This window comes from Pseudomonas sp. CC6-YY-74 (assembly GCF_002025205.1).
Taxonomy (GTDB): Bacteria; Pseudomonadota; Gammaproteobacteria; order Pseudomonadales; family Pseudomonadaceae; genus Aquipseudomonas; species Aquipseudomonas paeninsulae.
In genome coordinates, this window is the sequence record NZ_CP019947.1 from 1,571,362 (window position 1) to 1,597,313 (window position 25,952).

Annotated in this window: 20 protein-coding genes and 4 pseudogenes; 8 read left to right on the forward strand and 16 right to left on the reverse strand. The window is 60.9% G+C overall.

Going from position 1 to position 25,952, the window contains the following annotated elements:
- Positions 1–37 precede the first annotated feature (37 nt).
- The 3 genes and pseudogenes from B2D37_RS07305 (at position 38) to B2D37_RS07310 (ending at position 2,192) form a co-directional block, all read left to right on the forward strand.
- Positions 38–828 (forward strand): annotated as a pseudogene (locus tag B2D37_RS07305) (ABC transporter permease).
- A 217-nt stretch (positions 829–1,045) separates the two neighbouring features.
- A pseudogene (locus tag B2D37_RS24105) lies at positions 1,046–1,464 on the forward strand (PQQ-dependent catabolism-associated CXXCW motif protein).
- Between the two features lie 62 nt (positions 1,465–1,526).
- Positions 1,527–2,192 carry a response regulator transcription factor gene (locus B2D37_RS07310; protein WP_079202085.1) on the forward strand — a complete coding sequence of 222 codons (666 nt, stop codon included), beginning with the start codon at positions 1,527–1,529 and terminating at the stop codon, positions 2,190–2,192.
- 152 nt (positions 2,193–2,344) lie between these two features.
- Here B2D37_RS07310 and nahK read toward each other — a convergent pair whose 3' ends face one another.
- The 4 genes from nahK to pqqF all read right to left on the reverse strand — a co-directional run bounded on the left by nahK (position 2,345) and on the right by pqqF (position 10,639).
- The gene (gene nahK / locus B2D37_RS07315; RefSeq protein WP_079202086.1) at positions 2,345–4,984 is read right to left on the reverse strand and encodes a hybrid sensor histidine kinase/response regulator NahK/ErcS'; all 2,640 of its coding nucleotides are present in this window, start codon (positions 4,982–4,984) and stop codon (positions 2,345–2,347) included.
- Complete coding sequence (gene nosP, locus B2D37_RS07320) at positions 4,923–6,077, reverse strand: nitric oxide-sensing protein NosP (protein WP_079202087.1); 1,155 nt, start codon at positions 6,075–6,077, stop codon at positions 4,923–4,925. The genes nahK and nosP overlap by 62 nt, the downstream gene beginning before the upstream one ends.
- A gap of 552 nt (positions 6,078–6,629) precedes the next feature.
- Complete coding sequence (locus B2D37_RS07325) at positions 6,630–7,811, reverse strand: porin (protein ID WP_079202088.1); 1,182 nt, start codon at positions 7,809–7,811, stop codon at positions 6,630–6,632.
- A gap of 269 nt (positions 7,812–8,080) precedes the next feature.
- Positions 8,081–10,639 (reverse strand): pyrroloquinoline quinone biosynthesis protein PqqF, encoded by a 2,559-nt coding sequence (pqqF, locus tag B2D37_RS07330; RefSeq protein ID WP_177345190.1) that lies wholly within the window; start codon positions 10,637–10,639, stop codon positions 8,081–8,083.
- Positions 10,640–10,801: 162 nt separating this feature from the next.
- Here pqqF and B2D37_RS07335 point away from each other — a divergent pair.
- Positions 10,802–11,214, forward strand: a pseudogene (locus B2D37_RS07335) (IS3 family transposase); the annotation flags it as partial.
- A gap of 154 nt (positions 11,215–11,368) precedes the next feature.
- Here B2D37_RS07335 and B2D37_RS07340 read toward each other — a convergent pair.
- The 8 genes from B2D37_RS07340 to B2D37_RS07375 form a co-directional block, all read right to left on the reverse strand.
- Positions 11,369–11,947, reverse strand: a complete 579-nt coding sequence (locus B2D37_RS07340) for an NAD(P)H-dependent oxidoreductase (protein WP_079202091.1) — start codon at positions 11,945–11,947, stop codon at positions 11,369–11,371.
- Between the two features lie 695 nt (positions 11,948–12,642).
- Entirely contained in the window at positions 12,643–12,996 is a 354-nt protein-coding gene (locus B2D37_RS07345; RefSeq protein WP_079202092.1) for a RidA family protein, read from the reverse strand.
- Between the two features lie 37 nt (positions 12,997–13,033).
- Positions 13,034–14,437 carry an NAD(P)/FAD-dependent oxidoreductase gene (locus tag B2D37_RS07350; RefSeq protein WP_079202093.1) on the reverse strand — a complete coding sequence of 468 codons (1,404 nt, stop codon included), beginning with the start codon at positions 14,435–14,437 and terminating at the stop codon, positions 13,034–13,036.
- A complete protein-coding gene (locus B2D37_RS07355) occupies positions 14,434–14,766 on the reverse strand; it encodes a (2Fe-2S)-binding protein (RefSeq protein ID WP_218190377.1) in 333 nt (110 codons plus the stop codon). The genes B2D37_RS07350 and B2D37_RS07355 overlap by 4 nt, the downstream gene beginning before the upstream one ends.
- Entirely contained in the window at positions 14,744–15,868 is a 1,125-nt protein-coding gene (locus B2D37_RS07360; protein WP_079202095.1) for an FAD-binding oxidoreductase, read from the reverse strand. Before B2D37_RS07360 ends, B2D37_RS07355 begins: the two co-directional genes overlap by 23 nt.
- A gap of 107 nt (positions 15,869–15,975) precedes the next feature.
- Positions 15,976–16,977: a TRAP transporter substrate-binding protein DctP gene (dctP, locus tag B2D37_RS07365; protein ID WP_079202096.1), complete on the reverse strand. Its 1,002-nt coding sequence runs from the start codon at positions 16,975–16,977 to the stop codon at positions 15,976–15,978.
- A gap of 45 nt (positions 16,978–17,022) precedes the next feature.
- The gene (locus tag B2D37_RS07370; protein ID WP_079202097.1) at positions 17,023–18,321 is read right to left on the reverse strand and encodes a TRAP transporter large permease; all 1,299 of its coding nucleotides are present in this window, start codon (positions 18,319–18,321) and stop codon (positions 17,023–17,025) included.
- On the reverse strand, positions 18,314–18,877 hold the full coding sequence (locus B2D37_RS07375) for a TRAP transporter small permease (RefSeq protein WP_079202098.1): 564 nt from the start codon (positions 18,875–18,877) through the stop codon (positions 18,314–18,316). The genes B2D37_RS07370 and B2D37_RS07375 overlap by 8 nt, the downstream gene beginning before the upstream one ends.
- Before the next feature lie 151 nt (positions 18,878–19,028).
- On the opposite strand from B2D37_RS07375, the gene B2D37_RS07380 reads away from it, so the two are divergent.
- Positions 19,029–19,985, forward strand: a complete 957-nt coding sequence (locus tag B2D37_RS07380; RefSeq protein ID WP_079202099.1) for a LysR family transcriptional regulator — start codon at positions 19,029–19,031, stop codon at positions 19,983–19,985.
- A 144-nt stretch (positions 19,986–20,129) separates the two neighbouring features.
- On the opposite strand, the pseudogene B2D37_RS23310 reads toward B2D37_RS07380, so the two are convergent.
- Positions 20,130–20,574: pseudogene (locus B2D37_RS23310) on the reverse strand (site-specific integrase); the annotation flags it as partial.
- Positions 20,575–20,697: 123 nt separating this feature from the next.
- On the opposite strand from B2D37_RS23310, the gene dusA reads away from it, so the two are divergent.
- Together dusA and tal are read left to right on the forward strand one after the other, a co-directional pair.
- The gene (gene dusA, locus B2D37_RS07390; protein ID WP_079202100.1) at positions 20,698–21,702 is read left to right on the forward strand and encodes a tRNA dihydrouridine(20/20a) synthase DusA; all 1,005 of its coding nucleotides are present in this window, start codon (positions 20,698–20,700) and stop codon (positions 21,700–21,702) included.
- Positions 21,703–21,743: 41 nt separating this feature from the next.
- Positions 21,744–22,670 (forward strand): transaldolase, encoded by a 927-nt coding sequence (gene tal, locus B2D37_RS07395; RefSeq protein WP_079202101.1) that lies wholly within the window; start codon positions 21,744–21,746, stop codon positions 22,668–22,670.
- Positions 22,671–22,730: 60 nt separating this feature from the next.
- Here tal and rssC read toward each other — a convergent pair whose 3' ends face one another.
- Together rssC and rssB are read right to left on the reverse strand one after the other, a co-directional pair.
- Entirely contained in the window at positions 22,731–23,213 is a 483-nt protein-coding gene (gene rssC / locus B2D37_RS07400) for an anti-sigma factor antagonist RssC (protein ID WP_079204927.1), read from the reverse strand.
- Positions 23,214–23,221: 8 nt separating this feature from the next.
- Positions 23,222–24,406 (reverse strand): two-component system response regulator RssB, encoded by a 1,185-nt coding sequence (gene rssB, locus B2D37_RS07405; RefSeq protein ID WP_079202102.1) that lies wholly within the window; start codon positions 24,404–24,406, stop codon positions 23,222–23,224.
- Positions 24,407–24,623: 217 nt separating this feature from the next.
- On the opposite strand from rssB, the gene B2D37_RS07410 reads away from it, so the two are divergent.
- Entirely contained in the window at positions 24,624–24,923 is a 300-nt protein-coding gene (locus B2D37_RS07410) for a PilZ domain-containing protein (protein WP_079202103.1), read from the forward strand.
- A 75-nt stretch (positions 24,924–24,998) separates the two neighbouring features.
- Here the strand turns inward: B2D37_RS07410 and B2D37_RS07415 are convergent, their stop codons facing one another.
- The gene (locus tag B2D37_RS07415; protein ID WP_079202104.1) at positions 24,999–25,700 is read right to left on the reverse strand and encodes a VacJ family lipoprotein; all 702 of its coding nucleotides are present in this window, start codon (positions 25,698–25,700) and stop codon (positions 24,999–25,001) included.
- Positions 25,701–25,952 lie beyond the last annotated feature (252 nt).

Genomic DNA, 25,952 nt, shown 5'->3' on the forward strand with positions numbered 1-25,952 from the left:
ACCCTAGCCGCACTCGTCACCTAACGGAGCCGCACCCATGAATGCCTACTGGTACTGCCTGCAAGGTATCGTGCAGCGCGAATGGCTGCGCTTTGTGCTGCAGCGTTCGCGCTTCTTCAGCGCCCTGGTGCGCCCACTGCTGTGGTTGCTGGTGTTCGCCGCCGGTTTTCGTGCGGCCCTGGGCATCGCCATCATCGCCCCCTATGACACCTACATCACCTACGAGACCTATATCGTGCCGGGGCTGGCCTGCATGGTCCTGCTGTTCAACGGCATGCAGGGCTCGCTGTCGATGGTTTACGACCGGGAGATGGGCAGCATGCGGGTGCTGCTGACCAGTCCATTGCCGCGCGCTTTCCTGCTCGCCAGCAAACTGTTGGCCATTGCCCTGATCTCATTGCTGCAGGTCTATGCCTTCCTCGCCATCGCCTGGCTGTATGGCGTACAGCCGCCATCTGGGGCCTGCTCAGCGCCCTACCCGCCCTGCTGCTGGTGGCGCTGTTGCTCAGCGCCCTGGGCTTGCTGCTGTCCAACGGCATCCGCCAACTGGAGAACTTCGCCGGGGTGATGAATTTTGTGATTTTCCCGCTGTTCTTTCTCTCATCGGCGCTCTACCCGCTATGGAAGATGCGCGAAGCCAACGAATGGCTGTACTGGCTCTGTGCGCTCAACCCCTTCACTCACGCGGTCGAACTGGTGCGCTTCGCCCTCTACCAGCGCCTGAGCCTCAGCGCCCTGCTGATCTGCCTGGGCCTGACCGCGCTGTTCGCCGTGCTCGCCGTAGTCACCTTCAACCCGCAACACGCCGCCTTGCGCCGGGCCAACTAACCCCACCCGCTCGCGGCTGATGCGGCGCGCCGCCCGGTCACCCCTCCACAAGCAACCTGGGCGAACTCCATCGTCAATCACCTGCGCCTCGATAAAACAACCACTTACGATCAGCCTTCTACTACTTTGGTACTGCTTTCCCTCTCCAATGTAGAATTCCCAAAGCAGGGGGTATTGCTCTGTAATACGCATACAAAAAGAACCGAGACTTAAGGCGATGAAGCACTGCCTAACCCTATCCACAGGTCCTTCACTGATCGCAAGCCTGCCGCTGGCCGCCCCGCGCCAGGCGGCAACTGCGCGGGTTGCTGCCGAAGGCTGTCGTCTCAGCCATCACCGCAGCCCTACTCCGGCACACACTGAGCACGCACGCGCCCTCGACGAGTCCCCGCAGACGCCGTTGATCGACGTATACCGGCACCAGTGGCTGGCCAATACCGGCAACCGCGAGCTGACAGTCCTGGCGACAAAGGCTGGCGGCTGGTGTTCTACTGCCGCTCCGACTGCTGGCTCGGCTGGATCGCGCTCAAGCGCGCCCACACCCCGGGTTACCACAACCTCTACCGCTTCGGCATCGCTGGCTGGCAGCAGGCCGACCTGTCCTTGATCCCGGCCCAACCGCTGGTCCTGCCGTAACCGTGCAAGCATTTCCCCAAGGCTGTAGCCGCACCATAATCAAAATAATGAGGTGAAAGGCCATGTACAAGATTCTGATTGCCGACGACCATCCGCTGTTTCGCGAAGCCATTCACAACGTCATCAGTGACGGCTTTCCTGGATGCGAAATCATGGAAACCGCTGACCTCGACAGCGCCCTGGCCATGACCCTGGAAAACGACGACCTCGACCTGATCCTGCTCGACCTGAACATGCCCGGCATGCACGGCCTGAACGGTTTGATCAACCTGCGTAACGAGGCGCCGACCATCCCGGTGGTGATCGTTTCCGCCGAGCAGGACAAGCAAATCGTGCTCCAGGCCATCACCTATGGTGCGGTCGGCTTCATCACCAAGTCCTCGCCGCGCGCACAGATGACCGAGGCCATCCAGCAGATTCTCAACGGTAATGTCTACCTGCCGCCGGACATCATCCGCTCGCAAAAAACCACCTCCCACCGCACGTTCTCGGATCACCACGGCTTCCCCCAGGAGCTGCTGCAAGCCCTGACCCGCAAACAACTGCTGGTGCTGGAGCGCATGACCAAAGGCGAGTCGAACAAACAGATCGCCTACAACCTGGATATCGCCGAAACCACGGTCAAAGCCCACGTCTCCGCCATCCTGCGCAAACTCAATGTGCACAACCGGGTGCAGGCGATCCTGTCGGCCGGTGATATTGATTTTGCAGCTTATCTGCGCCGTTGAGAGCACTACCCCGTAGGGCGGGTGCAACCCGCCCTACGTCTGCTGCCTGAATAAACGCGCCGTAACCCATCATCGATGTCAGCCACGACAATCGGGCACAGGTGTAAATCGTTGGATGGCTATCGCTGCCCGCCCCTCCTGCAAAGGCGCTCTCAGCCTGCACCCCGCTCCAGCAAATGACTCATCGCAGTCTTCAGCTTCATCGGCCGTACCGGCTTGTGCATCAGGGTGTGGCCGAGTTCGCGCATCTGCAGCTTGAGCTCGTTGCTGTAGTTGGCCGTGATCATCAGCGCCGGTAACGGCGTGCTGCGCCTGGCGTTGATCAGGGCCACGGCGTCGACGCCGTTGTGGCCGTCGTCGAGGTGGTAGTCGGCGATCAGCAGGTCGGCCTCGGCGTGGTAGTTGTCGACCTGGCGCGCCAGGTCTTCTTCGCAGAGCGCGGTGACCACCTGGCAGCCCCAGGCTTCCAGCAGGGTGCGCATGCCCGCGCAGATCGCCGCGTCGTTATCCAGCACCCAGATGCGCGAACCGCTCAGGCGCTCGATCAGCAGATCAGGTGCGTCATGCATCACCCGAGCCCTGGGCGCGAGGGTGGTCAGGGGGACGTCGATGGCGAACATCGAGCCCTTGCCCAATTTCGAGGACACACGGATACGGTGGCCGAGCATGCCCGCGATCTTGTCGACGATGGCCAGCCCCAGGCCGAGGCCGCGATCCTGTTTGCGGTGGCTAACGTCACCGCGCTTGAATTCCTGGAAAATCTCGCCAAGTTTGTCCTCGGCGATACCGATGCCGGTGTCCCAGACTTCGATCGACAGGCTCTGCCGGTGCCGGCGGCAGCCGAGCAGAATACGCCCGCTGGTGGTGTAGCGGATGGCGTTGCTGAGCAGGTTACGCAGGATTCGCGCAAGCAACTGGATATCGCTGCGCACCAGCGCCGAGCTGGCGATGAAATCCAGGCGCAGGCCTTCACTGCCGGCGATCTGGTGGTATTCGGCGGCGAGGTTTTCCAGCAGTTCGCTGACCGCGAACGGGGCGATATCCGGCTTGATCACCCCGGCATCCAGCTTGGAGATGTCGACCAGGGTGCCGAGCAGGCTTTCCACATCTTCCAGGGAGTTGCTGACGTTGCGCACCAGGGCCGCGCTTTCGACCAGATCGCGTTTTTCCAGCAACGCGCTGGTGAACAGCCGCGCGGCGTTCAAGGGTTGCAGCAGGTCGTGGCTGACCGCAGCGAGGAATTTGGTTTTCGACAGGTTGGCCTGTTCGGCCTCGCCCTTGGCTTCGCGCAGGCGCGCTTCCATCTGCGTACGCTCGTCGATTTCGCTGCGTAGCTGGGCATTCAGATCGGTCAGTTCGGCGGTGCGTTCGCGCACCCGCTGCTCCAGGTGCTGGTAGGCCTGATGCAACGCCTCGGCGGTGCGGCGGCGCTCGGTAATGTCGCGGATCAACACAAAGATCCCGGTCACCTCGCCGCTGGCCTGGCGATTGGGTACATAGGAGCGCAGCATGTAGCGCTCCTGGCCCTGGTGGTTGGTTTCCGCCACCTCGAAGGTCACGCTCTCGCCGGACAGCGCCCGCTCGATATAGGGCTCCAGGCGCCGACAATGTTCTTCGTTGTGCACCTCGCGCAGGCTCTGGCCAAGCATCGCGCCACGCGGCCAGCAGTACCATTCCTCGTAGACCTTGTTGGTGAAGTCGTAGACCAGATCGGCGTTAAGGTAGGCGATCAGCGCCGGCACATGGTCGGTGATCAGGCGGATCCAGCGTTCGCTTTCGCTAAGGGCTTCGGCATGCCGATAGCGCTCGGTGATGTCGGTGAAGGTGTTGACGAAACCGCCGGTGGGCAGTGGATGGGTGCGCACCTCGAGCATGCGCCCGTCGAACAGGCGCAGCTCCAGCTCTTCGATAGGCTTGCCGTTGGCATCGCGACTGTCGGGGCTCAGCAGTTGCAACTCGCTGTCGGCCATCACCTCGGCGAACGGCCGGTGGGCGTTGATCGGTGCCAGGCCGCAGAGGTCGAGAAAGCGGTGATTCCACAGTTCCAGCTGACCCTCGGCATTGACCATGGCCATGCCTTGCGACAGGTTGTCCATGACACGCTGCAGCAGCCGCGATTTTTGCGCCAGGGCCTGCTCACGGCGCAGGGTTTCGTTGAGTTTGACCTCGGTAATGTCGGTGTAGAGGATTACCAGGCCGCCCTCACGGGTCGGCCGCTCGCTGACCTGCACCCAACGGCCGTCGCGCAGGCGGTAGAGCATGTGCTCGTCGCGGTTGCCGCGCTGTTCCTCGACCACCAGGCCAGTACTCTTGCTCAGGCGCTTGATCTCCGCCAGCCGGGTACCGGCACCGATGCGCGCGCGGCTGTGCGCCCATAACGATTTGAAGCGGCTGTTGAACAGGACGATGCGTTGTTCGCTGTCGAACAGCACGAAGGCATCGGAAATACTCTCGATGGCATCGATCAGGTGCTGGTGGGCGGTTTCCGCACGCAAACGCGCATCGCTGAGCAGTTGGTTGCTGGATTTCAGCTCGGCCATGGCCTGGTTCAATGCATCGGTGCGCTCGCGCACCTGTTCGGCCAGTACCACCGAGTGCTGGAAGGCCGCATAGGCATCGTCACCGTGCGAATGGACCGACTCGACCCGCTCGATCAGCGCGCTGTTGATCCGCTTGAGCTTGTGGTTATCCCGTTCCAGCGCCGCACAGCGGGCTTGCAGCTCGGCGACATCAGCCCCGACCGGGACGGCCAATGGCGACTCCGGTGAAGGTTTGGTTGATGTGCATGCCATTGAACTGCTCCCCGTAGGTATTGAACCCTATGACTTGCTGGCTGCGCAGGAACGCCGAGACCGGCTCGACACCGCCGTCGTCCTCGATCTCCAGGCGCCGCAGAAAACAGTCGCAGCCGATGGTCAGCAGCAAGGGGCCGAGACGCTCGCGCAGACCGTCGAACAGGCTTTCCAGGTTGGGCAATAGTGGCCCAGGGCGCATGGCGGTAAGGACGATGCCGTTCTCCACCGCACAATAGAAACTCAAGCTGAGGTCTTCATTGACCCGCTGGATCGAGCGCACGTAGTACTGGTCGCTGATGCGCACGGCCAGGGGATTGGCGGCGAACACCCGGTGATCGAGGGCCTCCAGTGGCACGCCGATCAACTCGGCGTATTCCTGCGCGGCCGGCGCCGCGTTCAGCTCGAATACGCGCCGGCTGGCGCTGTCGGCCCGGGTCACCACCAGTTTCTCGCCGCAAGGTTGGATGTGATGGGTGCTGAACACCTCGAAATCCAGCCAGGTGTTGAACAGCACCACCACCGCCGCACCGGTGTGGAACTGGCCGCCATAGTAGACATGGGTATGGGTCAGGTGGTTGTCGTCGCCGGCCGAACCGCCGAAATGCGGGATGCTGCCGAACGCCGCGCTGAGTGCGCCGAGCACCACCTCCTCGCGGCTGGACAAACCATCGAGCAGGGTCAGGGCGAAGCTGTGGCCCTTGATCGAAGCCAGCTCGTTGTTGCGGCAATCCTTGGCCAGACGTTCGACCAACTGCTGGGCGTCGATCAGGCTGAAACGCTCCATTTCGTCGATCAACGCACTGGCAATCGAGAAGCTGCGGTGATCGAAACCCACCGCACTAACACAGCCACGGCCGTAGCCATGCGGGGTGATTTCCCCGGCGCTGGTGCAGCCGATCAGGTTGATGCCGCCGAAGTACTGATCCAGCGCCTCACCGAGGCTTGCCAGGTCGTATTGCGCCGAACAGAAGAACAGCACGAAGCCCAGGTGCGGGTGAATCAGCTGGCGTGCCAACTCCTGCGCCACCAGTTCCACATCGGTGGCACTCGAGGTAGCGGTGACGACGCCTTCAGTCCGTTCCTGCTGCATAGCTTGCCCCAATAAAAAAACCACCTGGCATAGGGTTATTCTACGAAGCTCTCAGGTTTAGCCCCATGCAACTTGAGTCGCGCCGGCCTACTTCCTAAGTAGCGGTCCATCCCAGCGCACGGGTGCCGGGAAGTCGTTCGACAGTCAAGTCATCGCAGGCGTGACTATCACGTCGCTCACGTTCGCTGCCTTCGTAGGAGATCCTCCGTCGCGCAGCAAACTGGAGGCAATGGTGTCTGTCGGCTTGTGGGTACCTGTAGGAGCGGGCCATGCCCGCGAACCGCTGCAAGCGGTGTCCGGGAAAAATCGTCCGACAGACAGTCCATCGCGGGCATGGCCCGCTCCTACGGACGGAGGACGCCGCATGCCCGCGAACGATGCTCGGTCCGCGTTCTAGATACAACGCCTGAGAATGACCGGCAGCACCACGAACAACGTGGTCACGATCAGCAGGATCAGCAGGATCAGCAACAGTTCCAGGCTGTAGATGAGCATGCACACCTCCACAAAAATGCCGGGCAGGGTCTCCCCTGCCCGGCTCGTCCCCAGGTCTTACCAGTTCAGCACGGCACCGACGGCTAAGGTGTTGGTGTCTTCATTCAGACCGCTGCCGGTGGCGGCATCGATCTGGTACTGGTTGTACTCGGCGACCAGCATGAGGTTGTCATTGATGGTGCGAAAGTAGGCGACGCCACGGGTTTCGTAGTCGGCCGCAGTACCCAGACCGTTGCCGTCATCCTCGGTCTTGCCATAGGACAGCGCCACGCGGTTCTTACCGAAGGTGTAGGAGCCCTGCAGCAAGTAGCCGTCGCTGTCGATTTCACGCAGGGTCGGCTCACCGGCGTTGTTGGTGAAGAAGGGGTTCATGCCTTCGGCCTGGAAGCCCGAAGCGGTCAGGGAAACGCCGCCCATCTTGGCCTGCACGCCATAGCCGACGCCCTGTGAAGTCACGGTATCGACGCTGTTGTCGGTGCTTTCCGAGGACTGGTAGGCACCGTTGAGCCAGGAATAGATGGTCGCGCCGGCAAGATCGAACTGGTAGCTGACTTCCGACTCGAAGCGTGGCTGATCCTGATAGGACTTGCCGGCGCCATCGTCACTGGTGTCCACCGGGTCCATGATGCCAACGGCAAGATTCAGACCTTCGGCCAGACCGTTGTTGCGGTAGGTGATCTGCGCGGTCGGGAACGGGTACGGGTAGCCGGTGCCGATATTGCCGAACGATACGCCGCCGCCATCGACCAGGCCCAGGGTATCGCTGACGTTGCCGTAACCCGCCAGCATCTCGTCGCGGAAGATGTTCGAGCGTGAGAACAGACCGAAGTCCTTACCCACCAGCACTTCGCCCCACTCAGGACTGGCGACGGTACCGTAGAACTGGCGTACGTCGATGGCGGTGGCGGTGCCATTGGTTTCACTGTCGTTGATCGTCACCCAGAACGAAGAACGGCCACCGAGCTTGAGGTCGTCGATCTGCTTGCCGAAGTTGAAGCCTATCCAGTTCGGCAGGAAGCCCATCTTCACCCGCGCCTGGCGGCGGTCAAACTGCTCACCATCGCGATCGACATCGCTGTTCACATAGAAGGCGTTGACGTAACCGTCAGTGGAGAAGGTGGTGCCGTCCTGGTCATACAGGACGATTTCCGCGGCCGCTTGCTGGGCTGTTGCCAGGGCGACGGCGGCAGTCAGAGCCAGAGGCAGGAATCGGGTGTTGGCGATCTTCTTGTTGTGCATAACGCTCTCCGCTTGGGGGGATGACCGCGAGGTCAGTCGTGTCGGAGGCGATTATCGAAAAGCATGGCGCTCGGCCATACGCTGCTATGGCGCTGAATAACTGCTGCTTTGGCCGGGCGCAACGGCGCACACAATTAGACGTAAGACCTGGCCAGACCACGGAGCAAGCCAAAGGTCGTAGGCCTTTACGCCGCGGCGCACGCGGACCTGCCGGCGGATCGACGACCGGCCTGATAGTGGCGAAGAGAGAGGAGAAGCGGCGCAGTTGATCAGCTAGGCGATGACCAGCCGACCGCCGGTTTGGCGGCGGTGGCCAGCACTCGCCAACTGCCCTGGGCCTGGCTCAGTTGACGATGCGCGGCCAGTAACTGCGGCCGTTCGAGCACGGCCAGGCCCTGCAACACGGCCGTCTCGTGCGCCGCGGACAAACCGGCCAGATGCGCCTGCCAGTGCTGTTCGGCCAGATCCTGCGGGCTACTGGGCGCCTGCCGACTGAGCTCGGCGGCCGTCAGCGCCAGATCCTGATCGTCCAGGGCGGCCAGACGCTCGCCCTGGGTCTGGAGAAACGCCTCGATATGCCCGAGAATTTGCTCCGCCGACGCATGCGGCGACTGCACGACAAACACAATGCCGCGATGCGCCTGCACCTGACGGAATCCGCAATACACCGCATAGCCCAGTTGCAACTCGCTGCGCAGCCGCTGGTAAAACGCGCCCTGGCAGAACTGCGCGAGCAATCGCCACGCGGCCTCGGTCGCTGCATCCGCGGCCGGTAACGGGCAGAACAGCAGCAACGCCGCTTCGCTGCAATCGATGGCGGCGTCCTGCCAGTAACGCCCAGCGGGGCCCATTGCAGGCGGCTCTGGCGGATTCAGCGGCGCTACCGAGCTGAACAATCGTTCGATCTCGGCTTGGTCGGCAGCAGCCATCCCCACGCCCAGGCCGTCAAAGCGCGCCAGTCGGTAGCACTCATGCAGGCGTTGCGCGGTCAACGCGGCGCACTCGCGCCCGGGCGCAGCGATCAACTCGGGCAAACGTTCGAGCAGCTGCCTAAATGGCATCTCGGCTTGCGCCTGAATGGCAGCCTGCCGAGCCTCGCGCGGCCCTTGTTGCCAGGCCACGAGGGCAGGACAAAGCAGCGCCGCCAGCACCTGCTGCACGACCGCAGGCAACAAACCGGCAGATCCTTGCAGCGACAGTTGCCAGCCATCGTCGCGAGCGGTCAATTGCACTGCGACCCCGACCTCCGCCGCATCGGCTTCGAGGGTTCGCAATGCCACCCGCAACAGCGCCTGCAACTCGCCAGCGTCGACCCGCTCGGCCAGCCAGCAGCGCCAATAGAGCCTGGCTTGCCCAGCAACACCCGGAGCGCCCTCCCCTGTGGCGGGAACTGGCAACCAGCGCATCCGGAGCGCAATGCCAAGGGCTGGCATTGCCACAGTTGCAGGATCGAAAAATGGATTGGCCGGCGGCAACTGCCACGCCCAGGTGCAAGGCGCTGCGCTGACCGGCGGCGTCTCCTGCATCTGCAAGGCAAAGCCAGGAGCCGGCCAACTGGGCATTGGCCGGGTGCTGGCGAACAGTTGCAGCAGACGCCGGGCGTCCTGCATCTGCGCCAACAGCCCCGCCAGCGCGGCCTGCCCTGCCCCGCTCAAGCCAGCGTCCGGGGTCCAACCCGCCGCCAGACAATCCTGCCAATGACGCGCCAGGGCCAGCGCCTGCATGCTGTGCAGGCGCTGTCCCTGGATCGCCCGATAGCGCTCGTACAAAAACCCACCCTGATCGGCACCCGCAAAGAAGCCCAACCAGCCCAGCACGGCAGCCACAACTGCGGCCTGGGTTGCGGCCGCCTCAGCGCCGCCAGCAAAGCTCAGCAGCAACATGGCCTGATCGGCGTAGCGATACACCACCCGCACCTGCAGCCCTTGGCACAGTTGCGCCTCGCGCAAGCCAGCGAGCAAACCCGCCGGCGCCTCTGAGCGCAGCCAGGTCTGCAGATAATCCAGAGCTTGATCCAAGCCAGGCTCTGTCCACTCAAGGACGAAGCCCAACTGCAGGGATGGCGCACCGCCAGGCAGGGTCATGCGCAACTGCTGCACGCTCAGCGGTAATAACGGTGCCGGGGACGATTGCCGCTGCTGGCCCCGCCCCGGCAAGGCTGCAGCGTGGCGCTGAACCAGTTCATCCAACTCATCGAATGTCTGCGGACCAACCACCATCAGCGACAGTTGTCCGGCCTGGTAGAAACGCTGGTGAAACGCTTGCAGCGCCTGCTGGAAGGCGGCCTGCTCGACGGCCAAGCTGTCACGATTACCGGCCTGGAAAGCCGCGAACCGGTGCCCGACCGGCAACGCCTGACCCAGCGCCACCGCCACCAGGGTGTCGGGATCCTGGCCGCGGGCGAGGAACTCGGCATGCACCACCTCACGCTCGCGCAACTGCGCCGCCTGATCCAGCAGCGGATGGGCCAGCATATCGAGCAAGCGGGCCAAGGCCTCGTCGAGCCGATCCGCCGGCACCTCGCAGAAATAATCGGTGTGACGCGCCTGGGTCGAAGCATTGACCTGCCCGCCGCAGGCCTGCACGAACGCCATCAGACTCTGCTCGACGGCATAAGCACTGCTGCCGAGAAACAGCAGGTGCTCGAGAAAATGCGCCATGCCGGGGTAATCCTCCGGCTCATCATGGCTGCCGGCCGCAACCCGCACGCTGATCGCTGCCTTGGCCGTATCCGGCAAGCTGAGGATGGCCACCTGCAGCCCGTTAGCCAACTGCCGACATTCGGGCTGGGTAACATTGAGCGACGGCAAGTTACAGACGGCAGGCATAGCAAGACTCGACTCTGGCAGGTTTCGGCACTTCAGCATCAATCACCAGCTAACTGAAGGGCAATAGTGCTTTGGAAGTAGCTGTATCCGGACAAAGTCCAAGCGAATTGCCTCGCGAACTCAACGATTGGCCAAATTGTCAGGCACCGAGCGGGTCTATAGGAGGCGCGTGTCGACAAGAAGCACATAGCAGAACTTGAGCGCGAGCTGCGGCGCAAAGGCAAGGCACTGGCGGAAACCGCTGCGATCTTGGTGCTGCGAAAAAACATGAATGCCTTCTGGGGGAACGACAACGAGGACGTTTGACCGCGCTGCCGGAACGGCAACAATTCGTTGAACGGTTTAACCATGCTGTCGCTTCTGGTGCGCGCAAGGCGGTGGCCGGCGCAGGGATCGGACTGTCGCTGCGCAGCCTGCAACGCTGGGCACTAACGCCGGCCATACAAGCCAATGAGCGCACCACCACGCTACGCCCACGACGGCTCAATGCCCTGAGTGAGGACGCGCGCCGTGCCATCCTGGATGTCTGCAACAGCGCGCCTTTTGCCAATTCGCCACCCAGCCAGATCGTGCCAAATCGACCCACAGTAGCCTTTCGAGATGCATGAGAAGTAAATCAGGCCCCATTTTCCTGCAGGCCTAGCCGACATTTTGGCTGCTGCTCGACCGGCTTCGCTTTAGCCGTATGCCCCGGTGCAGCGCAGCGCACAGCAGGCTAACTAGCATCCTTCAAAGCGCCGTCGCCAATCTGGCGGCACTGCTCAGCCAGCGTTGCTGCTCGGCTGCTGTCGAACCAATCACCGGACCAAAAGTGGCGACCTTAACCGGGCTAATACCGCAGAACTCCAATGTGGTCTTCTTCATTTGCACAATACCGGGCATCCGATAGACCCAGCGAAAATACCAAGGAGGCGTGTCCATCGTGACCAGCAACTGCGCCGTGCGGCCCACTAGCAGTTTGTCAGGGAAGGCTGAACCGGCACGGTATTTAAATGCAAAGCCAGGTAACAGGATGCGATCGAGAAAGCCCTTCAATAGGGCAGGTACACTGCCCCACCAAATCGGATAAACCAATACCAGATGCTCGGCCCACAGGATCGACTCCTGCGCAGCCAGTAAATCTGGCTCCAACTCCTGAATACGCTGATAACCCTCATGCAGGATTGGCTCGAAGGCCACGTCTGCTAACCGCAAGATGCGCACGTTATGCCCAGCCTCAGTGGCCGCTGCCGCATAGCTGTCACTCAGCCCTGCACACAAACTGCTTGCTGCCGAATGACCTAAAATTACCAGTACTTGCTTCGCCATCTCGCTCACTCCAAAACATAAGTCCAGAGTGTAAAGTCTGCCCCTAATGGCAGAGTCAAGCAGACTTTAGCGGGCACTCACCGGCACTACAGAGCACTGCTGAGTTAACGACTGCGCCGCGTCGGCAGCGGCCAAACAACTGACAATCTCACCTGCGACCAGCAGAAATTTGCCATCCAGCGCCTGCAAGCGCGCAATCTCGGCACTCACACTCACACTCACACTCACACTCACACTCAACCGCTTAGCGTCGATCGCCGCTGCGAACGCTAGTCAGTCCGGCTCCCCCGTGCGCCCGGCCAATAGCGGCGCAAGTTCGGCCAAGCGAAAGCCCAGGCCTTGCGTCCGCTTAATCAACTGAATCAGCAACAGCTCATTGGCCGCATAAACTCTATACGAACCCAAGCGCGGCACTGGATCGCCCCTAGTTTCCTAGACGTTTACCAACGTCGGCTCTGGCTCGGGTCTGGACGTTCGTGACCGGCGGCTGCCGACCCAATAGCTGCCTATGACGACAGGCAGGTACCGGCCCGGAGTAGGCATTCGAAATTCTCTACGCAAACAGGCGCGGACTCGTAGCACTGCTTCGCCTCGTCTACGAGTAAGCAGTGCTTCTTCTTTTGTTCGGCGCTTGCCTTACTCTGAAAGTTGAGCAGGCCAGAAACTGCATAAGAACCTGCGCGCAGCAAATTGAACTACTGAGAAATGGCAGCGATCACCGAAATTTCTACCAGCAGCTCGGGGCTGGCCATCTTGGCCTCGACACAGGCTCGCGCAGGGGCGAAGCCTGGCGGAACCCAGCTGTCCCATACGCCGTTCATCTCGGCAAACAGGCTCATATCTTTCAGGTAGATGGTGGCGGACAGCAGCTGTTCACGATTGCTGCCGACCGACGCCAGCAGCGTATCGACCTTGGCCAGCATGGTCCGGGTTTGCTCCTGAATGCCCGCACTGCGGTCTTCTGCCACCTGCCCGCACAAATAGGCGGTCTGGTTATGCACCACGACTCGGCTCATCCGCGCAGCTGTTTCATATCGGCTAATGCTCATCGCTTTTCCTTTTGGAGTTCCATGTTGAAATGACTGGCTAGTGCTTTTCCCCACGGCTCACCAGCGAAGCCAGTTCACCCAGGGAAAGCGGTTTGATCGGCGCGCGGATGGTGTAATAACCCACCTGATCGATGGGAACATTGCGCTCGGCGGCGATGATTTTCGCCACGGTGAGACCGCACATGCGGCCCTGACAGGGGCCCATACCAGCGCGACTAAAGGCTTTGGCCTGATTCGGACCGCTACAGCCAAGCCCCACGAAGCGGCGGATATCACCGGCGCTGACCTCCTCGCAACGACAGACGATGGTTTCATCGACCGGCAGCAGGAACTCGGCAGCTGGTTGATAGAGCACATCCAGAAACGGCCGGATAACCATCAGCCTGTCCAGGGTCTGAAGCACCGGCCGTGCCAGCTTGTCCCGTTCAATGCTGTCGATGCGGCCCTGCTGGCAGGCTACTTGCCAGGCCGTCAGACGGCCGAAGTGCTCCGCGGCTAGCGCACCACCTATCCCTGCGGAGTCGCCAGCGACGAAGAAACCGTCGATCGACGTTTCGCCCCAGGCATCGGTCTGCGGATGCCAGCACTGCTGTTGCTCGTGCCATAGATGCTTGGCATCCAGGGCGCGGGTCAGCTGCACATTGGGCACGACGCCCTGATGCACCAGGAGTGTCTGGCAGTCGATCACGCGGTCATGGCCTTTGTGCTGAAAATGCAGCTGTGCCAGACAACCGCTGCTGGCAGCATCGGCGCGCAGTTGCGTCACCCCGCCGAGCAGCTTGATTCCGGCTTTGCGCAATGAGACCAGATAGCCCAGCCCCTTGAGCAGCATGCGCCAGCCGCGCAGCGCGCCGAGCCCATAGCGCAGTGCCTTGCAGTAGTTGCCTGGCGGAGTGGTATCCAGCACCGCACTGATCGGCACACCGGCCTTGTGTAGCTGCCAGGCAATCAGCAGCAGCAGCGGGCCGCTGCCGGCCAGCACCAGCGGGCCCGAAGGGGTCAGACCGCTACTCTTCAACAGGATCTGCGCCGCGCCGCAGGTCATCACCCCAGGTAGGGTCCAACCCGGGAAAGGCACCGGCCGCTCCTGGGCGCCGGTCGCCAGCAGTATCTTGGCTGCGCGCAGGGTGCGGCTCTGCCCAGCAACGGACACACTGAGTACGCGCTCTGGGCTGATATCCCACACCGTGGTCGAATGGAAGTAATCGACCCGCGAATGCTCCAGCGCATCTACCAGCGTGCGCCCGTAATAGTAGTCGGGCCCCAGTATTTGCCTATCCGCCGGTGCCGGGTTGCTCACGCTACGGTAGATTTGCCCACCCGGGGCGGCTTGCTCGTCCAGCAAGGCGACATCCAGGCCATGCTGGCACGCAGTAGTCGCGGCGGCCATGCCGGCGGGACCGGCGCCGACCACTATCAGGTCATAGATCCGCTCGCTCACGAGTACGACTCCTGCTCAGCTATAGGGACAGCCCTGGCGCCTAGCTGCGGGTGAATCTTCATGCCTTGCGCCACCAGGGTCATGCAGCCTTGCACGTTAGGCACGCCATCGATCTCCACCAGGCATTCGAAGCAAGCTCCCATCATGCAATAGGGCGCGCGCGAACTGCCGGACAGCGCGCTGCTACGTGACGGAATCATGCCCGCAGCTAGCACGGCGGCGGCCACGGTCTCGCCCGTTCGGGCATGGAATGCAGCGCCGTCGATTTCTACCAGCACTGTCCCTCGGTCTTCGCTAGCCAGGCGTTTAAACATCGAATCGTGCTGCACGAAACACCTCCAAAGAAAAGGTTTGTGGTTTCCCTGCAATCCAGTCGGCAATCGGCCCCGAATGGGCGGCCCCCAGGGTGACGCCACTGTGGCAGGTCACTAGAAATGCCCCAGGGCAGGCGCTGGACTCTTCATAAATCGGGTAGCCATCCGGGGTCATCACTCGCAATGCACCCCAGGCGCGGACCATGCGCACGTGCTCCAGCAGTGGAAACATGCGGATCGCCCGTTGTGCGATCTGCGCCATCACCTCGGTGGTGGTGCCGCTGTCGAAGCCGACGTCCTCTTTGGAGTCGCCCAACTGCAAGGTGCCGTCCCCGGTCTGGCGCACATGGCCGGTGGGGTAGTGGAGAAACGGCTGCACGCGCTCGGTGATCAACACCTGGCCGCGATTGGGTTGAACCGGGGCCGACAATCCCACCAAGGGGGCCAGTGTCTTATTGCCGAGGCCGGCAGCCAGTACCAGCTTTGCAGAGCTCCAGGTGTCATGGCCGGCCACTACGCTGAAACCTCCGTCCTCGCTGCGAATCTCGCCGATTGAGGCATTGCTGATCAACTGACCACCCTGGGCGACAAAGGCCTCGACCAAGGCCCGCAACAGCAGCAACGGATTCAGGTGGCCGTCTTCAAGGCCCAGGGTGGCGCCGGCCACTCGCGAACCGATCTCGGGCACCAGGGCTTTGAGTTGGGCATGGTCGAGGACTTCGAACGGGTAATCGCCACCGGCCTGCTCGCGCATGTTGGTGAGCAGCCGCTGGCGCTGTTCTAGTTCGGCGTCTTCCAGGCAGACAAACAGCCCGCCTCGCTGAGCAAGTTGGACATCGATGCCGGTGCTCGATTGCAGCTGCTGAGCAAAGTCGCCCCACAAGCGCGCCGACAGGCGCGATAGCTGGGCATACTCGGGGCAGGTATCACCCTTGCCCTGCACCCAGACCAGGCCGAAGTTACCCCGCGAGGCGCGCGGGGCAATGTCGCCCTCATCCAGAACGGTGACCTTCAGGCCATTGCGCATAAGGCCTAGCGCAATGGCCAGGCCGACCAGCCCGCCGCCGATCACGGTGACATCCGTCTGGCGACAGCCTGCCCGTAAGCGAACCGACATGGCCTACTCCTTTTAAAAATGATCGGGACACAGGCTTAGCGCCTGTTATACGAAAGCGGCAGGGCCGCCCTGGCGGCAAACGCTCCGGGCGCCCTGCTCGTCCGGGTTCAGTCTTTGAGGGCGGACTTGAGCACCTGCTCGGCCCATTCCTTACCGATGTCGTCGATGATTTCCGGCCAGACATTGGCGCGGACTTTCTGCGCGGTGGCTTCTATATCGGCGTCGGAGACTGCGACGATAGTGGCGCCAGCCTTGGCCAGCAGCTGCTCATTGGCGGCCTGGTCAGCCTGGGCGGTTTTCCAGCGACGGTTCTCGAACTCCAGCGCAACCGTGTCCAGCGCCGTTTGTTGCTCAGGCTCCAGCTCGTCGTAGCGCTCCTGATTGAGCAGCAGGTACCACACCTCGAAGTGCGTGTTGGACGGCACATAGAACTTGGTGACGTCGCGGAAGGAGGAGTAGTAACCCTCGGCGCCGGAGCCCATGACCCCGTCGACCACACCGGTCTGCACTGCAGTAAAGGCTTCGGAGAACGGCAGCGGCGAGGGGATGTAACCAATCTGATCGGCCAGCAGCTGGAAGGTCTTGATCGGCGGTACCCGCAGCTTGATGCCTTTGGCGACATCGGGATTGCCAGCGCCCTGCACTTCTTTATTCAGCGCGATGCCACCGAAATAGACTGGCCAGGCCGCCAGCACCTTGATGCCTTGCGCCTGGTACAGCTCGGCGACGGTGTCACGCAGGGGCGTGCCTGGGCCAAACACCCGCTGCGCCTCTTGCCAGTTTTTAACCATGTAGGGCATGTAGATGATCTGGAAACGCTTATCGGCGCCGGAGGCCGGCGGTTGCACGGCCATGTCGATGGCGCCCAGGCCGACGCGCTCCTGCACCACGGTGTAGTCGCCCAGGGCGTTGGCGGCATAGATCTTGACCTTGAGCTTGTCGTCGGTCGCGCTCTGCACATGCTCGGCGAACCACTTAACGTCATTGTCGATGGCCGTGCCTTGCGGGCGGACGTGGGACAGCTTGAGGGTCTCGGCTTGCACCAGGCCGGCAGTCGAGAGTGCGAGGGCCAGCCCCAGGGCGGCTTTCTTGGCAAATGACAGATTCATTGCACGTTTCCTTGTTGTTGTTGGAGGCAAGAGTGCGGGGGTAGATCAGTAGCCGAACAGATTCGGGATGTATTCAGAGAGGTCGGGCCATGCGGCCACTAGAACCACTGCCGGTAAGTAGCCGAACACTAAAATCAACATGGCCGGTTTGACGACTTCGGTGAATTTGACCTTGCCAATGCGCGCGCCCAAATAAAGGATGCTGGCATACGGGGGCGTGACCCCTCCCATCGCCGTGTTCACACCCACAATTGCGGCGAATTGGATGGGGCTGACACCCAGTGCGGACATCAATGGCAACAGCAAGGGCGCGGTCAGAATGATGGCGGTGATGTCGTTAACCACCATGCCGATAACGAACAGGAACAAGGTCACCAGAATCAGCAACGTAGTCTTGTCCGAGGTGATCTCGAAAATCGCCGCCACCAGCGCCTGGGGAATGTCTTCCATTACGTAGATCTGGCTGAGCATCAGGCTGAACAGGATCATGATCATGATCGAGCCCACGGCGGTGGCCGATTCTTTGCCCGACTCCAGGAAGGTGCGCCAGGTCAGCCCCTTGTAGATCATGAAGCCGACCGGCAAGGCGTAGATCACCGCCACGGCCGCCGCTTCGGTGGGGGTCATGATGCCGCCGTAGATACCGCCGAGGATGATGACCGGCATGATCAGCGCCGGCAGGGCATTCACCGTGCGTGACATGCCCTCTTTCAACAGTTCGGGCATGGACAGCGTCTCATCCAGCACCAATGGGAACTTGCGCGACATCACCAGGTTGACCGCAGCAATATTGAACATGATCAGCAGGCCTGGACCCAGCGTGGCCAGAAAGCTGGCGAGGATCGAGGTCTCGGTGACCCAGCCGTAGACGATCATAGTGACGCTGGGCGGAATCAGCAGGCCGAGGACCGACGAGTTGGCAATCAGGGCGGTGGCATAGGCACGTGGATAGCCTTTGCGCTCCATCTCCGGGATCAGCAACGGGCCGATCGCCGCAATACCGGTGAGACCGCTGCCGGATATCGCGCCGATAATCGCGCAGCTGACAGTGGCGACCACGCCCAGGCCACCACGAATGCGGCCAACGAAGATGTTGACGAATTTCAGCAGGCTGGCGGCAATGCCGCTGACACTCATGATGGTGCCGGCGAACACGAATAACGGAATGGCCAGCAATATGGGGTTGGTCAATTGGCTGAAGCCCCAGAGCATGGTGCCCTTCATGGTGGCATCGCCGACGAGCACCATGACCATTAGTCCGGCCCCGAAGCAGTACGGCAGCGGCACGCCGATGCTCAGCAAGACTATCAGCAGCGCAAAGCCCATCAGCGCGACTTCAATCATGGGATTTTCCTTGTTGTTTTTCTGTCAGCACTTGGAATTCGGCGACTTCAGTCGTTTCCGGAAAGTCATGGTCGAGGGGCGCGTTCAGCGCGGCGCCGCCCTTGAACAGCACGCGGAGATTTTTGTAGAGGTGCCAGCAGACGTAGAGCGTCATCACCGACAGGCCGAGGAACAGCGAGCACTCATAGATGAAGGTGGGCAGATAGAGGGTCGGGGTTTCCTTCCACACCTTTAAGGCGTACTTGAAGTAGTCCCATGCCCACCAGGTAAGCCAGGCCGAAATAATGATGCTGAGCGACTCCGATACCACCATCAGCAGGCGCTGGGCTTTTTCGGTGCTGAGGAAAATTTCCAATACGTTGGCGCGGATCTGCGTGTCTTCCCGCGACGCATTGACGCTGCCGAGGATGTACAGCCACATGATGGGGATGATCGACACCTCTTCCAGGCCCATTACCGGGGTCTCGAAGACATAGCGGGTGATCACTTGAACGAACTGAAAGCCCGCCACGATGCTGATCAACAAAGCCAGCGTATACCTGAAGAACGTCTCCATTTTTTCTCTCTTGTTGGACGTTTATGGGGCAGATTTTGCTCGGCGCACTTGATAACATCAAATCGTTTATTGTTAGCATTAGATAACCAAATGTTATGACCTTGCTCTGCACCCATTGTATTTTTGCGGCCTAGGGCCAGCTGGAGGGCATGTGGCGAAACTAAGTCATCGGCAGGCCGAGGCCTTCCGTGCGGTGATGATTGCCGGCACCATTACCGGCGCTGCGGAGATTCTCTGCGTGTCGCAACCGGCAGTGAGCCGACTGCTGGCGGACTTCGAGGATGCCGTTCAACTCAGGCTGTTCGAGCGTCACAAGAAACGTCTGACGCCGACGCCCGAGGCCTTGATCTTGTTCGAGGAGGTAGAGAAATCCTTTGTCGGCATCGAGAAACTGGCCAGAACCGCGGATGAGTTGCGCGGCTATCACCGCGGCACGCTGCGGATCGCAACCATGCCTGCGGTGTCCATCGGCTTCCTGCCAAATGTAGTGCAGGACTTCATCAGCGATCATCGCGGCGTCTCCGTGACCTTGCAGGTCAGGAGCTCGCAGCAGGTCGCCGACTGGATTGCCACTCAGCACTACGATGTTGGCATTGTCGCCACCAACGTTTCCGACCCGGCCATCGATGTCCAGCCGTTGGCCGACAGCCGTATGGTCTGTGTCTTGCCAGCTGGCCATCGGCTGGCAAATAAGTCGGTGATCACGCCCGAGGACCTCAAGGGCGAGTCGTTTATCTCCCTCGGCACCGAGCAAAGCGTGCGCTATAAGGTCGACGAGGTCTTCGAGCGGGCGGGCGTCAGCCGTCAGCTGATCGTCGATACGCAGCTGTGCTATGTAGCCTGTTCATTCGTGCTGGCCGGTAGCGGCGTCACCCTGGTCGACCCGCTGACGGCCTTGCACTTCGCGCCGCAAGGGCTGGTGGTGAAACGATTCGAACCGAGGATCAGTTTCGTCTACAACATCCTCTATCCGGCCCAACGCGCCAAATCGCGGCTGACCCTTGAATTTACCGACACGCTGCGCCGCAAGCTAACGCAATTGGCAGTGTCTTCGTCCGGCTTATTGGATTTCGAAGCGCCGCCTCACGACCACGCTGAGCACACTTGAAGCGTCATAAGCGTCACTCGATTCGACGTGACTCGGGTCGACAAACTGCTGTATGGCGAGTGGCCTGTAGTCTTCGCTGACGCAGGTTAGAACGTCTCCAGAATGAGAGGCGCTAGGTAATCTGGCAGGTGGTACCACACGTCATACTCCCTGCACGGCCCCGTGGTTCGCTAGATCATTACCTGCGGTTTGCGGCTGTCCGTTGCCGCCCTCCGCACTCATGCGCTACAGGGTGTGGTCGACCGGCACCTGGCTGGTGAGTTCATGTGCACCTAACTCGCCCAGGTAGCAGCGTGAAATGGCTTTAAGGGTGGCCTCTTTGGTTTTACCCAGGGGTGTGGCTTGGGCTACTTCCTGCAGGTATTGGGCGATCACGTCTTTAAGCAGTAACCCATCCTCCTGCGCTCGCTCGATTGCACCTGGCTCACTCAGCTCGTTTTCACGACGCTTGGCCCAGGCCTCTGCAGCCTTCTGACTGCGCGAAGGTTTGCCTCTCAGTGTAAACTTGCACCCCATCTTTTATGATTCGAAGCTGCGCCGTGTAACTAACCGAGCCGTCAGCCTTCTTTCGCGGCCTGATCGTAGCCATGCTGATACACCCTCAAACGGGGTGGTAGAAGCGGGCTTTGGGGTGGTACAGCGTACCAACCAAGTTTTTAAAATGCCCTGCAAGCCCCGGAATACGTTGCAAACGCGCACACCAGAGAGCCCCATGCTAGAAGCCTTAAGCCCAATAACTACGCTGCCTACAGTGTCCCGCCGCTTCTCCGTTGCGCCCATGATGGATTGGACAGATCGTCACTGCCGTTATTTCCTGCGTCAACTGTCGCGGCAGGCACTGCTCTATACCGAGATGGTCACTACCGGCGCCCTGCTGCATGGTGATAGCGCGCGCTTTCTGCGTCACAGCGCAGCGGAATACCCGCTGGCCCTGCAGTTAGGCGGCAGCGTGCCGGCCGAGCTGGCGGCCTGCGCCAAGTTGGCTGAAGCGGCGGGCTACGGCGAGGTCAACCTGAATGTCGGCTGTCCCAGCGACCGGGTGCAGAACAATATGATCGGCGCCTGCCTGATGGCCCACCCGGCGCTGGTCGCCGAGTGCGTCAAGGCCATGCGCGATGCGGTGAGCATTCCAGTGACGGTCAAGCACCGTATCGGCATCGACGGCCGCGACAGCTACGCAGAGCTGTGCGATTTCATCGGTCAGGTACGCGATGCCGGCTGCCAGAGCTTCACCGTGCATGCGCGTATTGCCATTCTTTCCGGGCTGTCACCCAAGGAAAATCGCGAAGTACCGCCGCTGCGCTATGACCTGGCGGCGCTGGTCAAACGCGACTTCCCGGATCTGCAGATCATCCTCAACGGCGGCATCAAGACCCTGGAGGAATGCCAGACGCACCTGCAGAGCTTCGATGGCGTGATGCTCGGCCGCGAGGCGTATCACAATCCCTACCTGCTGGCCCAGGTCGATCAACAGCTATTCGGCTCGACGGAAGCGGTACTCAGCCGCTTCGAGGCGATGCAATCGATGCGCGGCTATATCGCCGAGCACCTGGCCGATGGCGGCAGCATGCACCACATCACCCGCCACATGCTCGGCCTGGCCCAGGGTTTCAACGGCGCCCGGCGCTTCCGCCAGCTCTTGTCGGTGGATATTCACAAGACTGCCGAGCCCCTGGCGCTATTCGACCAGGCGGCGCAATTGCTGCAAGGGCGCTGACTCGGGTAAGGTCATGGCATCAGTAACGACAAGGCAACGCCATGACTTCCAAGCTGGATCAACTCAAACAATTCACCACTGTGGTCGCCGATACCGGCGACCTCGATGCCATCGCCCGCATGCAACCGGTCGACGCCACCACCAATCCGTCACTGCTGCTTAAAGCCGCCGCCATGCCGGGCTACGCTCAATTGCTGAAAAATGCAGTCAACGCCAGCCAGGGTGACCTGGGCCTGGCCTGCGACCGCTTCGGCGTGACGGTCGGTCAGGAAATTCTCAAGATCATCCCGGGGCGCATTTCCACCGAAGTCGATGCGCGTCTGTCCTTCGATACTCAGGCCACCTTGCGCCGCGCCGAGCGTCTGATCGACCTGTATGACCAGGCTGGCATTGGCCGCGAGCGGGTACTGATCAAGATCGCCGCGACCTGGGAAGGCATCCGCGCCGCCGAGCAACTGGAAAAAGCCGGTGTCCAGTGCAACCTCACGCTGCTGTTCTCCTTCGCCCAGGCCCAGGTCTGCGCCGATGCCGGGGCGTTCCTGATCTCACCGTTCGTGGGCAGGATCTATGACTGGTACAAGAAGGCCGAAGGGCGTGATTTCGTTGGCGCAGAGGATCCGGGTGTGCAGTCGGTGACGCGCATCTACAACTACTACAAGGCCAATGGCTACGCGACCGTAGTGATGGGCGCCAGCTTCCGCAATATTGGCCAGATCGAGCAGTTGGCCGGTTGCGACCGCCTGACCATCAGCCCGGATCTGTTGCAGCAACTGGCCGATGACCAGTCCCCGCTCGAGCGCATGCTGAGCAGCGGCCAGCCCGCCGAAGCACGGCAAAACCTCGAGCAAAGCCAGTTCCGCTGGGCGATGAACGAGGACCCGATGGCCACGGAGAAACTTGCCGAAGGCATTCGTCAATTCGCTCGCGATCAGGAAAAGCTGGAAAAGCTGCTCGCCGACATCACCTGAATGCAATGCGGGGCGCCGATTTTCATCGAACGCCCCGCACGTGTGAAACACAGTAATCTATCAGTAATGCTCTAGCGCACTGACCAGGTCATGGAAGGCTTCGCGATTGGAGTCGTTCAGGTCCATCAAAATGCGGTGAGCTTCCAGCACCTTGGCCCGTACCACTTCTTCCGATTGATCCTGCGATGGCAGATCGTCCAGACACTCTGGACAGGGAATCGGCGTATCGACGATGTTGAACACCTGATCGAAGCCCATCGACTGCAACAGTCGGGTGATGTCGGGGTGGGTGGTCACTACGGTTGGCAGCAGACCAATCTTCTGCCGCGAGAGAATCGACAACTTGGCCAGCAGGCCCAAGGTGGTGCTGTCGATACTGCGCGTCTCGGTCAGGTCGATGACGATGGCGGAGAAATTCAGCGCAGTAAAAATCTTTTCAATGGTGGAATCCAGCGCCGAACACAGGGTCAGGCGCACTTCACCGACAAACTTCAGGACGAAGGTACCGTCTTGTTCGGCGAACTGGATTCTACCGGGGCTCATACCAGGATTCATGCAAGGTTCCTGCTTAACACCAGCAAGGCAATATCATCCGGCATATCCGCCAGATTGGCCAGGCCCAACACTTGACGCAACCCATCCAGGGTTCCGCCTGCCGAGCTGACTAACTGCGGTAGCGCGAGCTCTTTTTCCTGCAAGGTATCGCCTGGCAGCAGGTCGAGAATACCGTCGGACAGCAGCGTCAAACTGAACGACTCGGGCAACTGCAGCACATGATCCGTGTATTGCGCCTCATCGAACAAGCCAACCGGTAAACCACGACCCGTCAGGTAGTGCGCCTCGCCTTCGCTGTACAGCACTGGCAGCGGCAGATGACCACCGATGCTGTAAGTCAGCTGACCCAACTGCTCATCGATGACCCCACCGAGCATGGTCACATGCTTGCCCAGCTTGCAATTGATCAAGCCGCGATTGATATGACCGAGGACTTCCGAAGGCTTGAACTCGGGAAAACTACCATTGCGCCGCAACTCATAGAGCAAACGAGTGGTCATGAACTTCAGCAGCACAGTGACGAATGCCGAAGAAGCGCCATGCCCGGACACATCCGCTAGGTAAAAGGCGATGCGGCGCTCATCGACGCGAAAGTAGTCGACGAAATCCCCGGACAGGTAGAGCGACGGAATGATCTGGTGGGCGAACTGCAGGCCATCGGCTTGCCAGGGCGTGACCGGCAGCATGTTCATCTGTACCTGCCGACCGGCGTTCTGGTCTTCCTGCAACAGATGCAGGCTGGCTTGCAGCTCGCGGTTGGCTGCTTCCAGTTGCTCCCGATAGCGCTGGTTCTCCAGACGCAGATGCGCACGATCCAACACACGGCGCACCGAATGCTCGAGCACCGCGAGGTCTTCCAAGGGTTTGATCAGGTAATCGGCGGCACCCAGGCGCAAGGCTTCGACCGCGTCACTCATCACACCGGCGCCCGATACCACGATAACCGGGGCCGCTACCTGCAGTTGGTTGATCCGGCGAATCAGCTCGAGACCATCGACCTGCGGCATACGCAGATCGCAAATCACTACATCCGGCTGTTCACGCTGGAAGAGGTCGAAGCCTTCCAGGCCATTACAGGCTTGCAGAACGCTGAATCCGCTGTCTTCCAAGTAGGCCGCGAGACTCGCACGCACCACTTCGTCGTCATCGATAATCAGCAGCGTGGCACTGGTTTTGTGCATTGGGTATCCAGGCAAACTGCGCCGGGGCAAGGCTAGGCGTGAGCACCAGGCCGTCAGCCTGCGCGCGCATACTCGGTTCATCTCAAGGCGCTGACGGTACTCCCATACGCACCTCGATTCAAGCATGCACCGGCCATCACTACGCGACTTTACACCTCAAATCGGCGAAGGTTATAAGGACCACAGGAGAACCCTACAACTAAAGAGGATAGCGTCCATGAGCCAAAGTAATCACGATTACAGTGAAAAGCGCGATTACATCCGTATGCGACTGGAAGCACCAGTCACCCTGCAACATGCCGGAAAGGAAATTCCCGCACTGTGCCTCGACTTGTCGAGTACCGGCATGCAGCTCGAAGTCGAGTGTGCGCTGAAGATGGGCGACAAGATCAAGGTGCATATCGCCTCCGACCATAACCAACTCAAAGGGCTGATTGCCGAGGCCGAGGTGGTCCGCGTCAGCGACCTGGACAATGGCCGCCAGACCCTGGGCCTGGCGATTCTGTCGATGAGTTGAGACCCGCAGGACTCAAGACGCAAAAAGGCGGCCCGAGCTGGCCGCCTTTTTTACATGAGCGTGAAAGCAAGAATGTTAGAAGTCGTCCTCGACATCACCGTCGCGCACCTTGAACTCACGATTCTGCAGGTAGGCGTTGCGGATGAAGATGTACTTATCGCCACTGATCAACCGCTCAGCCGACAGCAGACTGGCGCGGGTATCGATGACATCCACTCCGCGCGTGAGGTTACGGGTCGGCACATGGCCCATATAGCGGTAAGGCTGGAGCAGGCTGTCCGGCGCTTTGCTGAAAGTGTCGCGCACCGTACTCGGGCCTAGCAGCGGCAGCACCACATAGGGTCCGCTGCCCAGGCCCCAGGCGCCGAACGTCTGACCGAAGTCTTCGTCGCTGCGTTGCAGGCCCATTTTCTTGGCCACATCGAAGAAACCCAGCACGCCAAAAGTGGTGTTGAAGATCACCCGACTGGTGTCCACACCGGCATCGTGCAGCTTGCCTTGCAGCACGTTGTTGGCCAGGTTGCCGACGTCACCGATATTGCCGAAGACGTTATGCACGCCGTCTTCGAGGAACTGCGGGGTTACCGCCTGATAGCCCTGCGCCAAAGGCTTCAGCGCATAGGTATCGAGGGTGTCGTTGAAGCGAAAGATCAGCCGATTGACGCCTTCCCAAGGATCCTCTTCGGCGGCCTGAGCCACCAATGGCAGCAGCACCAGGCTGGCACAGGCAAACAATCGGCCCAGACGATCGATCCAACTCGCACCGAATACAGGCATTAGGGGTCTCTCCTTGAGAAAAAGTTGTAGGCCGGCCCAAGGCAGCCATTGAGGCCGGCAGTATAAAGCCTGACGCAACCAAATAGGCAGCAGGGGGCCAGCAAGCGCAGGAAAAAACACTTATTCGATAGTGCTCACAGCCTCGTTAGGCGAGACATGGACAATAGTCATGGCGCCGTTTATCAGGTAGTAAATACCCACCATAGGAATCGGGCGCCGCTGGCGGTGACCGTCACGACAGCTTCATCCCAT